Annotated in this window: 13 protein-coding genes and 1 other annotated feature (1 of these 14 cut by a window edge); of the genes, 7 read left to right on the forward strand and 6 right to left on the reverse strand. The window is 38.0% G+C overall.

Translation table 11 applies throughout. The features are described 5' to 3' along the window. Positions 1-12 precede the first annotated feature (12 nt). The 3 genes from ACE025_RS06450 to ACE025_RS06460 all read right to left on the reverse strand — a co-directional run bounded on the left by ACE025_RS06450 (position 13) and on the right by ACE025_RS06460 (position 2,425). Positions 13-993, reverse strand: a complete 981-nt coding sequence (locus ACE025_RS06450) for an aldo/keto reductase (RefSeq protein WP_485938634.1) — start codon at positions 991-993, stop codon at positions 13-15. A gap of 91 nt (positions 994-1,084) precedes the next feature. Continuing rightward, entirely contained in the window at positions 1,085-1,891 is an 807-nt protein-coding gene (locus ACE025_RS06455; RefSeq protein ID WP_485938636.1) for an alpha/beta fold hydrolase, read from the reverse strand. A 78-nt stretch (positions 1,892-1,969) separates the two neighbouring features. Beyond that, a complete protein-coding gene (locus ACE025_RS06460; protein ID WP_485938638.1) occupies positions 1,970-2,425 on the reverse strand; it encodes a hypothetical protein in 456 nt (151 codons plus the stop codon). A 147-nt stretch (positions 2,426-2,572) separates the two neighbouring features. Here ACE025_RS06460 and ACE025_RS06465 point away from each other — a divergent pair, with 147 nt between their 5' ends. From ACE025_RS06465 to ACE025_RS06495, 7 genes are all read left to right on the forward strand, one after another. Beyond that, complete coding sequence (locus tag ACE025_RS06465) at positions 2,573-3,316, forward strand: gamma-glutamyl-gamma-aminobutyrate hydrolase family protein (protein WP_485938640.1); 744 nt, start codon at positions 2,573-2,575, stop codon at positions 3,314-3,316. Between the two features lie 225 nt (positions 3,317-3,541). Then, positions 3,542-3,775, forward strand: coding sequence for a glutaredoxin-like protein NrdH (nrdH, locus tag ACE025_RS06470; RefSeq protein ID WP_230524512.1), 234 nt, complete (start codon positions 3,542-3,544; stop codon positions 3,773-3,775). Next, positions 3,772-4,143: a class Ib ribonucleoside-diphosphate reductase assembly flavoprotein NrdI gene (gene nrdI, locus ACE025_RS06475; protein ID WP_485938643.1), complete on the forward strand. Its 372-nt coding sequence runs from the start codon at positions 3,772-3,774 to the stop codon at positions 4,141-4,143. Before nrdH ends, nrdI begins: the two co-directional genes overlap by 4 nt. Beyond that, the gene (gene nrdE, locus ACE025_RS06480) at positions 4,130-6,307 is read left to right on the forward strand and encodes a class 1b ribonucleoside-diphosphate reductase subunit alpha (protein ID WP_485938645.1); all 2,178 of its coding nucleotides are present in this window, start codon (positions 4,130-4,132) and stop codon (positions 6,305-6,307) included. The genes nrdI and nrdE overlap by 14 nt, the downstream gene beginning before the upstream one ends. 348 nt (positions 6,308-6,655) lie before the next feature. Beyond that, positions 6,656-7,618: a class 1b ribonucleoside-diphosphate reductase subunit beta gene (nrdF, locus tag ACE025_RS06485; RefSeq protein ID WP_485938647.1), complete on the forward strand. Its 963-nt coding sequence runs from the start codon at positions 6,656-6,658 to the stop codon at positions 7,616-7,618. Positions 7,619-7,836: 218 nt separating this feature from the next. After that, positions 7,837-9,567 carry an ABC transporter ATP-binding protein gene (locus ACE025_RS06490; protein WP_485938649.1) on the forward strand — a complete coding sequence of 577 codons (1,731 nt, stop codon included), beginning with the start codon at positions 7,837-7,839 and terminating at the stop codon, positions 9,565-9,567. Continuing rightward, positions 9,564-11,342 carry an ABC transporter ATP-binding protein gene (locus ACE025_RS06495; RefSeq protein ID WP_485938651.1) on the forward strand — a complete coding sequence of 593 codons (1,779 nt, stop codon included), beginning with the start codon at positions 9,564-9,566 and terminating at the stop codon, positions 11,340-11,342. The genes ACE025_RS06490 and ACE025_RS06495 overlap by 4 nt, the downstream gene beginning before the upstream one ends. A gap of 306 nt (positions 11,343-11,648) precedes the next feature. On the opposite strand, the gene ACE025_RS06500 is transcribed toward ACE025_RS06495, so the two are convergent. From ACE025_RS06500 to ACE025_RS06510, 3 genes are all read right to left on the reverse strand, one after another. Further along, complete coding sequence (locus ACE025_RS06500; RefSeq protein WP_485938653.1) at positions 11,649-12,494, reverse strand: MetQ/NlpA family ABC transporter substrate-binding protein; 846 nt, start codon at positions 12,492-12,494, stop codon at positions 11,649-11,651. A 63-nt stretch (positions 12,495-12,557) separates the two neighbouring features. Then, positions 12,558-13,262 carry a methionine ABC transporter permease gene (locus tag ACE025_RS06505; protein ID WP_485938655.1) on the reverse strand — a complete coding sequence of 235 codons (705 nt, stop codon included), beginning with the start codon at positions 13,260-13,262 and terminating at the stop codon, positions 12,558-12,560. Next, on the reverse strand, positions 13,255-14,286 hold the full coding sequence (locus ACE025_RS06510; protein WP_485938657.1) for a methionine ABC transporter ATP-binding protein: 1,032 nt from the start codon (positions 14,284-14,286) through the stop codon (positions 13,255-13,257). Before ACE025_RS06510 ends, ACE025_RS06505 begins: the two co-directional genes overlap by 8 nt. A gap of 81 nt (positions 14,287-14,367) precedes the next feature. Beyond that, positions 14,368-14,436 (reverse strand) — a binding site (T-box leader) (it continues 191 nt past the right edge of the window).

The raw sequence follows: 14,436 nt of genomic DNA on the forward strand, positions 1-14,436 counted from the left end.
ATTAAACCCAAATTAGTTAAACCCTACTATAGAGTGAGGCACATAAGGCTCTTCAAGATACGTTACTTCGTTGGCTGTCAATTGGAGATTCAACGCATTCATAGGTCCTTCTAATTGACTCATTTTTGTTGCTCCTACAATTGGTGAGACGACTGGATCTTTTTGCAGCAACCAAGCCATAGCAATCTCTACTCGAGGTACACCTCTGTTTTCAGCTACTTCTGTTAAACGTTCTACGATTCTGCGATCTTGATCAGCTGTTGAATCATACTTGCTCATGGCTATTTTATCTGTCTCTAGACGCTTGGTCGATTCAGACCAAGCTCTCGTCAAACGACCCGAAGCTAGCGGACTGTAGGGCGTGACAGCAATTTTTTCTTCTCGGCATAAGGGCATCATTTCTCTTTCTTCTTCACGGTAAATCATATTGTAATGATTTTGCATAGAAACAAAACGAGTCCAATTATTCTTTTCTGCTACATGCAATGCTTTTTGAAATTGGAAAGCGTGCATTGCCGAAGCTCCTATATATCGAGCTTTCCCTGATTTCACTACATCATGCAAAGCTTCTATCGTTTCTTCTATAGGTGTATTGTAATCCCAACGGTGGATAATATATAAATCTACATAATCCATATCTAAACGTTTCAAACTATTATCGATTTCAGCCATGATAGATTTGCGAGACAAGCCTGATCCGTTGGGACCGTCATGCATCTTTCCATGCACTTTAGTAGCTACTACCACTTCTTCACGTTTAGCATAATCTTTTAAAGCTCGTCCTAAAATTTCTTCACTTGTTCCTAATGAATAGACATTTGCTGTATCAAAAAAATTGATACCTAGGTCTAAGGCTTTTTTGATGATTGGGCGACTATCTTGCTCTTTCAAAGCCCATTTGTGCAGCCATTTTTCTGGATCACCAAAGCTCATACACCCCAAACAAATCCGCGAAACGTCCATCCCGGTGTTTCCAAATTTAACGTATTCCATTATCTTATCTCCCCTTTTCATGTCTATATCATTAGTATACTCCTTAGAGCCTACTCCAATGCAAGCGTTTTTAAATCGTCTTATAGCATCCTTATTTTTGTGCGAACATCACCATCGTTCGGTTTAGTTTATCCGTTTCGTCATGAAAGATAGCGTGCCCGCTTTTTTTAAAAGGCACCACGAGATTTTGCGGAATCAATTGCGACATTTCCTCTGTCAATTGATAGGAGCAGATTTGGTCTTTTTCCCCATGGCAAATTAGTGTAGACACAGGAATCTTTTCCAAATCCTTGCTTAAGTCTTCTTCTCGTATCATGATCGCAGAAAGCAAAGTCCCGTACGAAGATGCTTTTAATGCTATATTGATCAGCCAATCTCTATAGACGGCATAAGGCTTTTCGTGAAATAACTGCTTAACAAAGTCTTGGATCATTTTAGGTCGATTTACTTGGATTTGCTCTATGACTTGAGTGATATCCGCTGTTTTCCACCCTGTTAAGTAGTAGGGTCTTTTAACAAACTTCGGTGCTGCTGCACTGATCAAAATCAATTTCTGTACACCATACCCTTGATGACGAGCCATATATCGCACTGCTACTGCTGCGCCCATCGAAAACCCTACTAAGATAGTTTCTTCAAGTTGCAATTCTTCAATCACGGATTTAACATCATCTGCCAGACCATTGTAGCTGTAATCATCAATAATAAGGTCTGAATCCCCAAATCCGCGCAAATCGACTCCTATGATGCGGTAACCTCTGGGTAAAAAGTAGTTGTATTGGTATTCAAACATTCGATGATCAAACGGCCAGCCATGCAAGAATACTAGCGGTTTCCCTTCCCCTATATCCTCTACTGAGATAGCATTATTCTTCTTTCCTTTAATCATCTTTTTCATGCGCTGTCCCTCCTGTTCCTTCTCTACTCCAGTATAATAGAACAACACTTTTTTCAAATGAATAAAGCTCAGGCCAGATTAGTTTGTTATGAGAATCAATCTATTGTCAGCATAATATAAGTCTTGGTATTTCACATCACTCAGGAAAATGATTTCTTTTGATTTTAGTGGTTCATTTTCGTAATTGTTTAGACTATAGAGAACGGCTAACTGATGGCACCCTTCTTTAATCCATTCATGGATATAAACTTCTAACCCTTTTAAGCGACTTTTGTATTTATATGCTTGATTATCACATTTATCAAATGAAGGCATATCTATGGCCAATGCAGCTGCTTGATACGGCAGCGTTTTAAATGGAAAATGTACACTATAATTGAAACGGACTCCAGTGTCTTCACTCACATTTTCTTCAAAATGAAACATTTCTTTAAAAGCCAACAAAAATTCGTTTGATAGATAGTCATTTCTTTTCTTAGTTGTTGTTTCTAGATTCAAAGGAACAGTGGAGGCAATGTACATGTATTCTGTCATAAAGAAGCTCCTTTTCTGATTAATGAAGATATGAATAAGTTTTACAACTATTTATTCTACAATAAGAACTACCTTTTATGTCTACTTTCCTGTAAAATAAGTTCTAAGCTAAAGGGATAGATGTTTTTTTGGAAAGGAAGTGTTTTTATGAAACCGATTATTGGCATACCTGGAAATATTCTGACTCAACATTCTCCAAATTTTGAAGGTCTTCCGATCACCTATACCCCTCAAGGTTTTGTTGAGGCTACTATCGCAGCATATGGATTACCTCACGTGATTCCTCTAGGAGACCCAAAAGATGCTATAACTTATATTTCTCATATTGATGGATTGTTGCTGGCAGGAGGACAAGATGTGTCCCCTCTTCTATATGGTGAAGAACCGATTCCTGCTTTAGGGATGACGAGTCCGTTACGAGATACTTTTGAGATAGCATTGATTAAAGAAGCCGTCAAACAACAAAAACCTATTTTAGGTGTTTGTCGAGGATTGCAGTTGTTAAATGTGGCTTACGGTGGTACATTATATCAAGATCTTTCAACTTCATATGCTGATTTAACGGTTCAACACATCCAACACACACAATATCATAATGGAGCTCATACGATAACTTTGGATCCAGACAGTCGTTTAGCGAAAGTTTTTGGATCTGCTTATGTCGTTAATTCTTATCATCATCAAGCTATCAAAGAATTGGCTGAGCCTTTTGAAGCTGTTGCTTGGAGTAAGGATAAATTAATTGAAGGATTTGAAGCTAAAGATCCTTCTACAAAAATTGTAGCCGTTCAATGGCATCCCGAATTAATGATTCACACAGATGAAAAAATGCAGCAATTATTTACTGATTTTGTGAGTCGCGTCAAAAAAAGCATGGCACCAGCTTTGTAAGCTAACCCTAAAAATGTTTTTAAAAAAAACGCAAAAAAACTCCGACTGGACGTCCGGTCGGAGATCTTTTTTTTAAAAAATAAAAAGCGGCCAAAACCTTGTTAAAACACTATATGTTGTGTTTGTAAGTTTTTTCTAATCGAAATATAGTGTTTTCCAATTGCAACTCGCTATAAACAAGTGTAGAATAATGATATCATTTAGAAGCGAAAAGGAGAATGTACTATGGCTAATAAAACAATCGTCATTTACTCAAAACCGAATTGCATGCAATGTAATTTTACCAAAAAATACTTGGATGATAAAGGTGTTACTTACGAAATAAAAGATATTTTTGAATCTGAGCAAGCTTTGGCTGAAGTACAACAACTAGGATTCAGTTCCGTTCCCGTTATCCTTGCTGATGGAGAAGAAGCATTTAATGGATTCCGCCCTGATTTATTAGATCAGTTAGTATGAAAGTAGTTTATATTTCCTTGACCGGCCAAACGAGAAAATTTGTGCACAAACTAGACATGGATTTGTTGGAGATTTCTTCGACAAATCCATTTATCACTATTAATGAGCCATTTATCATTGTTGCGCCGACCTATGAAAGAGAAGCTACAGAAATCTTATACGATTTTATTGAAACAGCTGATAACAAACAGTACTTTAAAGGAGTCGCTGGCGGTGGGAACTTAAACTTTGGACAATTGTTTGTTTTTACAGCGAAAGATCTTGCAAAAGAATATGAGGTACCCTTACTACATACCTTTGAATTTCAAGGGAATGACGAAGATGTAAAAAAATTAAAGAAAGCGGTGAACGACCTTGGAAAAGCCTAAATTAGCAACAAAACCCAATGAGGTCACTTATTTTAAATTAAACAATGAATTGAATCGACCTGTTGATGGATCTATTCCATTGCACAAAGATCGTGAAGCAGTCCGTGCTTACTTTTTAGAATATGTGAATCCCAATACTGTTTTCTTTTATACATTAGATGAAAAGTTAAACTACTTGGTAGAAAATGATTATATCGAAAAAGAATTTTTAAACCAATACGACAGAGAATTTATCAAGAACTTATTCAATGAAATTTACAATCGTAAGTTTCGCTTCCGTTCTTTCATGTCTGCTTATAAGTTCTACACACAATACGCATTGAAAACAAATGATGGCAAGAGATTCTTGGAACGTTATGAAGATCGTATCGTATTTAACGCATTATACTTGGCAGATGGCGATAAAGATTTAGCTTGGACGATTGCAGATGAGATCATCAATCAACGTTATCAACCGGCTACGCCTACTTTCTTGAATGCTGGACGTAAACGTCGCGGAGAATTAGTCTCTTGTTTCTTAATCCAAGCAACAGATGATATGAACAGTATCGGACGAGTTGTTAACAGTGCGTTGCAATTGTCTCGTATCGGTGGTGGAGTTGGAGTAAACCTATCCAACTTGCGTGCTGCTGGAGATCCCATCAAGAAAATCGAGAATGCTTCAAGCGGTGTAGTCCCAGTTATGAAATTATTGGAAGACAGCTTCAGCTATTCTAACCAATTAGGTCAACGTAATGGTGCTGGAGCAGTTTACTTGAATGTATTCCACCCAGACATCGTTTCATTCTTATCAACTAAAAAAGAAAACGCCGATGAAAAAGTTCGTGTGAAGACACTTTCTCTTGGTCTAACTGTACCGGATAAGTTTTATGAATTATGTGCTCATGATGAACAAATGTACTTGTTCAGCCCGTATGATGTAGAACGTATTTATGGCAGACCTTTCTCTTATGTAGATATCACGGCGGAATACGACAATCTTGTCAATAACGAAGAAGTTCGCAAATCTAAAATTCGTGCTCGTGATTTAGAAAATGAAATTTCTAAATTACAACAAGAGTCAGGATATCCTTACATTATCAACATTGATACAGCTAACCGTGAAAACCCAATCTATGGAACAATTACGATGAGTAACTTATGCAGTGAAATCTTGCAAATACAAGAACCTTCGCTAATCAATAATGACCAGACTTATGAAACACTAGGAACAGATATCAGCTGCAACTTGGGTTCAACAAATATTGTAAACCTAATGAAGTCTCCTGATTTCAGCAAATCAGTTGATGCTATGGTACGTGCGTTGACAACTGTTACGGATCAATCAAGTATTAATGCTGTACCTTCTATCAAAAATGGAAACGATCAATACCACACGATTGGTTTAGGAGCTATGGGCTTGCATACCTATTTGGCATTAAACCAAATCGAGTACGGTTCTCCAGAGTCTGTTGAATTCACAGATGCTTACTTCATGCTGTTGAACTTCTACACGTTGAAATCAAGCAACCGTATCGCTATGGAGCGCAACACTTCTTTCCATAACTTTGAGAAATCAAAATACGCTACTGGCGAATATTTCAACAAATACACTGCAGCAGATTTTGTATTTGAAAACGAGAAAGTTCGTCGCTTATTCGACGGCATTGCTGTTCCAACAAAAGATGACTGGGCTGCTCTGAAAGCTTCAATCATGACTGGCGGATTGTACCACCAAAACCGTCTGGCTGTAGCGCCGACAGGTTCGATCAGCTATGTAAATGAAACATCTTCCAGCTTGCACCCAATCACTCGTCTGATTGAAGAACGTCAAGAGAAGAAAACGGGTAAAACCTACTACCCTGCTCCATATCTATCAAATGAAACGTTGCCTTATTACAAATCAGCGTACGATATCGATATGCGTAAAGTCATTGATGTCTATGCAGCAGCACAAAAACACATTGATCAAGGAATGAGCTTGACCCTGTTCTTACGTTCTGAAATACCTGAAGGCTTATACGAATGGAAAAACGGCCGTACAAATAAACAAACCACACGCGATTTAAACATCTTAAGACACTACGCGTGGAAAAAAGGCGTCAAATCCATTTACTACGTAAGAACATTTACAGAAAACTCAGAAGAAATCGGCTCAAACCAATGTGAAAGCTGTACGATATAAAAAGTAAGTGAAGTGCCTCGCTTAGCTCCGACAGAAAAATCTATTTTCATTTTAGAGGACGCTTTTTGTCCTCAAAAACGAAAATGATTTTATCTTTTTTGCAATATTGCCGGCTCACGAAGCTCTACTAAAGGATGCGGAGAAAGCCTGAAAGAGATGAAAGAAAAATAGAGGGAAATTATTGTGGTGCTTTTCAACCACAAAATTTTCCATCTTTTTTCCAAAATCTCTGGCTTTCTCAGCTCTACTAAAAGGATGCAGAGGTCAAACCTTCATTCTCTTTATATTAAAAATACAGCCATTCACACCTTGACCATATAAATTTGAAAGTAAGGAGTTTTTGATTCGATGACAGAACAATATCATGCCATAAATTGGAATAAAATTGAGGATATGATCGACAAGCTGACTTGGGAAAAACTGGTTGAACAGTTTTGGACAGATACGCGTATCCCTGTATCAAATGATTTGAATGATTGGTACAACCTTCCTAAAGAAGAAAAAGATATGATGGGAAAAGTTTTTGGCGGGCTTACTTTGCTGGATACTCTTCAATCGCAAGATGGAGTCGCTTCTTTAAAAGACTCGATTCGTACTCAACATGAAGAAGCTGTATACAATAACATCCAATTCATGGAATCTATGCACGCTAAAAGCTACAGTGCTATTTTCAGTACCTTAAATACAAAATCAGAAATTGAAGAAATTTTTCAATGGACGAATACAAATGACATGCTGCAGAAAAAAGCAACTGTCTTAAACGATATTTATCAAAACGGAACGGAATTACAGCGAAAAGTTGCAAGTGTTTTGTTAGAATCCTTCTTATTCTATTCAGGTTTTTTTGCTCCTCTTCATTATTTGGGAAACAACAAAATGCCTAACGTAGCTGAGATCATCAAGTTGATCTTGCGTGATGAATCTGTCCACGGTACTTACATTGGATACAAATTCCAGATCGCATATAACCAATTACCGGAGGACGAGCAAGAAAGTCTGAAAAATTGGACGTATGAATTGCTCTTCACCCTTTACCAAAATGAAGTAAAGTACACTCAATACCTTTATGATGAAATCGGCTGGACAGAACGTGTGAAAGTCTTCTTGCGTTACAATGCTAATAAAGCTTTACAAAACTTAGGGTTTGATCCTTTATTCCCGGATTCTGCAGATGATGTAGATCCGGTCATTATGAATGGGATTTCTACAGGAACTTCCAACCATGATTTCTTCTCCCAAGTTGGGAACGGCTATTTAGTAGGTATGGTGGAATCTATGGAAGATGACGATTACGCTAAGTGGACGGTCTAACAGCCTCTCTATTCTAGTCTTTTCAATCTATAAGTGAACATTTAGCCTTTTTTCACTTATTTACCTTCGTAAATAAGCGAAAAACAATTGCTTTTTTATACATTAAAATTTAAAATTGTATTATTGAGCCTAGTGCATCCGCATTAGGCCGTTTCTTTTGGCGTTTTTCCTTTCAAAGCGCCATATAATAAAAATATTCTATAGTAAGGAGCGTATATATGAAATTTATTTGGCAATACCTGCGGAAGCATCCTAAGTTATTGATTATTAATACTATCGGAGCTTTTGGATTTATCTTGATCAACTTAGGTCTTCCTACTTTGCTGGCACAAATGATTGACAATGCAATCATTCCAGGAGATAGCGGCTTGATTTGGCGTTATGCGTTTTTTATGCTCCTGCTAACGATCTTCGGTTTTGCAGGCAGAGTCGTCAATTCTTATGCATCCAGTAAAGTCGTTAGTACGATGACAATGGACATCAGAAATGATACTTATACCAGTATGATGAAATTCTCTCATGCTGAATACAATGAAATCGGGGTTTCTTCTTTAGGTACCCGAATCACTACCGATGCGTTCGTCATTCTCCAATTTACAGAAATGATCCTACGTTTAGGAGTCATCACTCCTTTGATGTTAGTGATGAGTGGAGTTTTAATCATACGAACAAGTCCTAACTTAGCCGTAGCTGTTCTTCCAGCAATCCCTGTCATCGTCTTATTGATTTTTGTTATTGCTCGTGCAACTCAGCCATTATCTAAAACACAACAATCTCTTTTAGATAACATCAACCGCATTTTAAGAGAAAGCCTGACGGGTCTGCGCGTTATTCGTGCGTTTAACCGTGAAGACTTTCAAGAAAATCGTTTTGGGGATACAAACAATGACTACAGAAAAGTGTCGTCTCGCTTATTCAAATTAGTCGCTTTGACACAACCTGGATTCTCTTTGATCATCAATATAGTAATCATATCAATTGTCTGGCTAGGCGCTCGTCAAATTGCTGAAGGTACTATTCAAGTCGGAGTTCTAGTAGCTTTCATTGAGTATGCTTTTCATGCCTTATTCTCTCTATTATTATTTGCGAATATTTTCATCATGTACCCTAGAGCTTCGGTTAGTGCGAACCGGTTAAAAGAAGTATTGGAAAAACAAAGCTCTATTGATCCAAATGAACAAGGCGTAAGATCAACAGACACAGAAGGCTACATCACTTTTGAGAATGTCAGCTTCCAGTATCCTGACGCAGATAAACCTGTATTGAAAAATATAAGCTTTGCGTCTAAACCTGGCGAAACCATTGCTTTTATTGGATCAACTGGTAGCGGAAAATCTTCAATCGTTCAATTGATTCCACGTTTTTACGATGTCACTGAGGGTCGTATTTTGGTAGACGGCGTAGATATTCGTGAATACAACTTGAAAGCACTTCGCCGTAAGATCGGCTACACCCCTCAAAAAGCTTTATTGTTTACTGGTACGATCACAGAAAACCTTAAATATGGAAATTGGGATGCCACACGCAGCGAAATCGAGGAAGCTTCATCTGTTTCTCAATCAAAAGAATTTATTGAACGTTTGAAAAACCATTACGAAACAGTTTTATCAGAAGGCGGAAGCAATTTATCTGGTGGACAAAAACAACGTTTGTCTATTGCCCGCTCGATCATACGTAAACCAAGTATTTATATTTTCGATGATAGCTTCTCAGCTTTAGACTTCCAAACAGATGCTATTTTGAGAAATCAATTAAGTTTGGTCACACAACATGCAACAACGATTATTGTTGGACAACGCGTCAGCTCTATCATGAATGCAGATCAAATCATTTTACTGGATGAAGGAGAAATCGCTGCAAAAGGTACTCATAAAGAACTATTGCAAACAAGTCCTCTTTATCGTGAAATTGCATCATCTCAGTTGAGTGAGGAGGAGTTGAACCAATGAAAGGTTTAAAACAAATAGCTCGTTTATGGGTCTACCTTAAAAATTATAAAGGCCAATTTTTCTTATCTATATTTGGAACCGTAGTTTCTTCTATAGCAAATGCTTTAGAACCATTTATTATTGGTTTGGCTATTACTGAAATCACTAAAAACTTCGCAGATATATTACGTGGTGTTGAAGGCGCAGAGATGAATTATCCTTATTTAACACAAATATTGATCCTTTATTTCGTTCGAGGAATGTTTTTCCACGGCGGTCAATACCTTGCCCAATATACTTTAACGAATGTAGTTCAGCAAGGTATGCGTGATTTAAGAAATGACATTTCTTCTAAAATCAATCGTCTGCCAGTTTCTTATTTTGACAAACACCAAATCGGTGATATTCTAAGCCGTGTTACAAGCGACGTGGACGCTATTACGAATGCTTTGCAACAATCACTAGTACAAGTGCTGAATGGTCTCTTATCGATCTCGTTCGCTATTGTAATGATGGTGACGTTGAACATTCCGTTAGCCTTTGTAGTTATATTGACTATTCCTTTGGCTATCATAGTTGCACGCATCATCATTTCGGCTTCTCAAAATTCTTTCCGTGGTCAAGCAGATGCTTTAGGAGATTTGTTTGGATTCACTCAAGAGAACTTGAATGGATTTACTGAAATCAAATTGTACGGAAAAGAAGAAGATTCTATCATAGAGTTCAAACGCCGCAACTTAAACTTGCGCGATCAAGGATTCAAAGCTAGTTTCATTTCTTCTCTCTTAGCTCCTATTGTAGGTTTGATTTCAAACTTTGCTTACATCATTGTAGCTATGGTCGGAAGCTACTTCGCTTTCAATGGCGCTTTGACGATCGGTAACTTGCAAGCTTTCGTTCAGTATGTATGGCAAGTGAACCAGCCTATTACAACCATTGCTCAGCTATCAGGTATCATGCAAAGTGCCGGAGCTGCTGCTGGTCGTATTTTTGAATTCTTAGATGAATCAGAAGAAGTTCAAGGTATGGTAACGACTGAGCTGCCGGAAAAAGTTAAGGGTTCAGTTGAATTTGATCACATCTCTTTCAGTTACAATCCTAAAAATCCATTGATGAAAGACATCAGTGTTCGCGTTAATCCTGGTGAAATGGTTGCAATCGTTGGTCCAACCGGTGCAGGTAAAACTACACTGGTCAACCTGTTGATGCGTTTCTACGATGTTGATGGCGGAAGTATCAAAGTTGATGGCGTTGATATCAAAAAAATTACCCGCTCTGATCTACGCAAACACTTTGGAATGGTTTTACAAGATGCTTGGTTATATCAAGACTCTGTTATGGAAAATCTGCGCTTTGGGAAGCTAGAAGCTACCGATGAGGAAGTCATCCATGCAGCTGAAATTGCCAATGTGAACCACTTCATCCAGACTTTGCCAAACGGTTACGGCATGGAAATCAATCAAGAGGCCAGCAACATCTCCTTGGGACAAAAACAATTGATGACGATCGCTCGAACTGTTTTGTCTGATCCTGATATTTTGATTCTAGATGAAGCAACAAGTTCTGTTGATACTCGTTTAGAGAAACTGATTCAAGAAGCGATGGATAAAGTGATGGAAGGCCGAACAAGTTTTGTCATTGCTCACCGTTTGTCTACTATCCGTAATGCAGATTTGATTTTGGTCATGGATCAAGGTTCTATTATTGAACAAGGAACACATGATTCATTGTTGGAACAAGGCGGTTTCTATGCTAACTTGTATAACAGCCAGTTTTCTGGAACAGCTGCAGAATAATGAAGAGTTAAAAGAATGTATTATACTAAAAAGCGTTGATTGCTATTTTTGCAATCAACGCTTTTTTGCGTGTCAATGTTTGTTTATTATAATCGTAGAGAAAAGTTTTTTTAACTAACAAGTCTTAACTGGATTGGATCGTTCTTGTGAGTGAGGGTGCCTCTGTCTCACAGGACTTAACCAAACAGAGACATTCTTGTGAGTGAAATCCTCTATTCCTCTTTTTAACAATAAAGATAGGGTCATCACCGGCCTTTAAGCACGGTTGATGACCCTATTTCTTCTTTTCTATCGGTATATCTCTTTTTATTCCGTTACAGGAACTACTGCTCCATCCCAAGTTTCAAGAATGTAGTCTTGAACTTCTTGAGATCTTAAGACTTCTACCAATTTCGTGATAGCTTCATTGTCTTTATCTTCACTTCTTACTGCAATGATATTTGCATAAGGCGAACTTTCACTTTCTAAAGCAATTGAATCTTCTAATGGGTTTAATCCTTGATCTACTGCAAAGTTGGAGTTGATAGCTACAACATCTCCTTCACCTTGTGTATAAAGAGTTGGCATTAGAGCAGGATCATTCTCATATTCAAAGACTAAGTTCTTTGGATTTTCTGTTATATCATCAAAAGTTGCAGTTGTTAAATCTGTTCCTTCATCTACACTGACTAATCCAGCTTCTTGGAAAATAGCAATGATACGACCCCAGTCAGATTGGTTGCTGCTGACAAGAACTGTAGCTCCATCTGGCAATTCGGATAAGTCAGTATATTCTTGAGAGAATAGACCGATTGGTTCCAAATGAATCCCACCAGCATTGACAAAATCATAATCATTTTCAGCTACAGCAGCTTCAAAGAAAGGAACATGTTGGAAGTAGTTTGCATCCAAATCGCCTTCATCTAACGCTACGTTAGGCACAACATAATCATTATAAGTGCTGATATCCAGCTTAACGCCCTCTTCTTCTAAGATAGGAGCTGCAAATTCTAATATCTCCGCATGCGGTGTGTTGCTGGCTCCAATTTTGATTGTTGTTTCTTCCGTGTTGCCGTTAGACTCGTTCTCAGCATTCTCGCTGTTTCCACATGCAGCTAATAAAAGAGCTGCTCCTACTGTTGCCAATGATTTGATAAAAATTGATTTCTTCATAATTAAAATCCCCCTAATGATTTTTTTAATAGTTAAACCCTATTTTAATATAAACCTTTTATCTTATCGTTTGTCTACTCGGTCGACTACTCGTTCTCCGATGCCTTGAATCAGAAATACTATGATCAAGACGATGACTGTCGCAACTAATGTTACTGTCGGCTGACTTCTTTGGAATCCTTCCAAATAGGCTAGATTTCCTAACCCACCTGCTCCAATAACCCCTGCCATAGCTGTATATCCCACTAGTGAGATAGCTGTAGTTGTGATTCCGGCAATAATGGAAGGCAAGCTTTCAGGTATCAAAATCTTATAAATAATTTGCCATTTGCTGGCTCCCATTGCTTCAGCAGCTTCGATGACCCCTTTGTCGATCTCTCTAAACCCTGTTTCTACTAAACGTCCGTAAAATGGCGCGGAAGAAACAATCAAGGCCGGTAAAGCCGCTACTGGTCCAATAATTGAACCAACCAATTGTTTAGTGAAGGGAATCAATAGTACAATCAAAATAATGAACGGAACCGATCTGAACACATTTACCAGTATACTGACAATGAGGTGCAGAACTCTTGTGAACGTTCCTTTTTTTCTAGCTGTTTCATACAATAATAGCCCTATTGCCAGACCTAAAATAAAAACTGCTGCTACAGATATAGCCGTCATCAGTATGGTTTCTTGAGTTGCTTCTTGTATTCTTTCCCAATTAACTTCCTCGAAATCAACGTACTGAGAAAGAATGCCTTCTCCTATTATCAGGGATTTAAACATGTTCGATCACCTCAGCTTCTACATTCATTTTAGTTAGATCCTCTAACACTGCACTGATTTCCGTTGAGTTCCCAGTCACTTGGACATATAAAGAGCCAAGGGAACCAGATTGCGTTTGTTGGATGCTTCCTTGAATGACATTCAACTCGATATCATGATGACGAATCAATTGGCTTAAGACAGGTTGTTTCGAGTTCTCAGCATTGAACGTTAAATGAAGTAATTTGCCATCTGGATAATCTTTAAATACTTGAGCCAATACGATATTAGTCTCTTCGCTTTCTGGATCAGTATCTTGGCGGATAAATCGCTTAGTGATTTCTTGTTGTGGTCGTTTGAAAACATCCAAAACGTTTCCTTCTTCAACGATTTTCCCTTTTTCCATTACCGCTACTTTATGGCAAATTTTTCGCACAACATGCATCTCGTGAGTGATCATGACGATCGTCAAGTTCAATCGCTTATTGATTTCTAACAGCAAATCCAATACTTCGTCAGTTGTTTGTGGATCTAACGCACTTGTTGCCTCATCACACAACAGCAACGTCGGCTCATTCGCTAAAGCCCGGGCGATACCTACACGTTGCTTTTGACCTCCAGATAGTTCAGCCGGATAAGCATCTTCTCTTCCTTCTAATCCTACTAATCGAATCAATTCATTCGCTTTTTCAAGCTGCTCTTTTTTAGGGACTTTTGCTATCTCCAAAGGAAGTAAGATATTTTCTAATACGGTTCTAGACCATAGTAAGTTGAAATGTTGAAAAATCATTCCTATTTTTTGTCTTTTTTCTCTTAAAGCTTTACCAGTTAACTTTGAAATGACGCTGTCTCCTAAAGATACTTCACCTTCAGTAGGTTTTTCCAGCCCATTGAACATACGGACCAATGTACTTTTACCAGCACCGGAGTATCCAATGATTCCGTAAATTTCTCCACTCTCAATGGAGAGATTTACATTGTCTACAGCAGTTAAGGTCCCTTGTTTCGTATCGAAACTTTTGATCACATTAGATAATTTAATCATTTTATCTGCTCTCCATTCTTCCTCACTTCTTTTTAAATACAATAAAAAAACTTCCGCCCACTATTCAAGTTAATTACTCAAATAAAGGACGAAAGTTGTCGTTTCGTGTTACCACCTTAATTTATTCATCCATCACTGAATGAACCTTAG

Source organism: Desemzia sp. AGC72 (assembly GCF_057334175.1).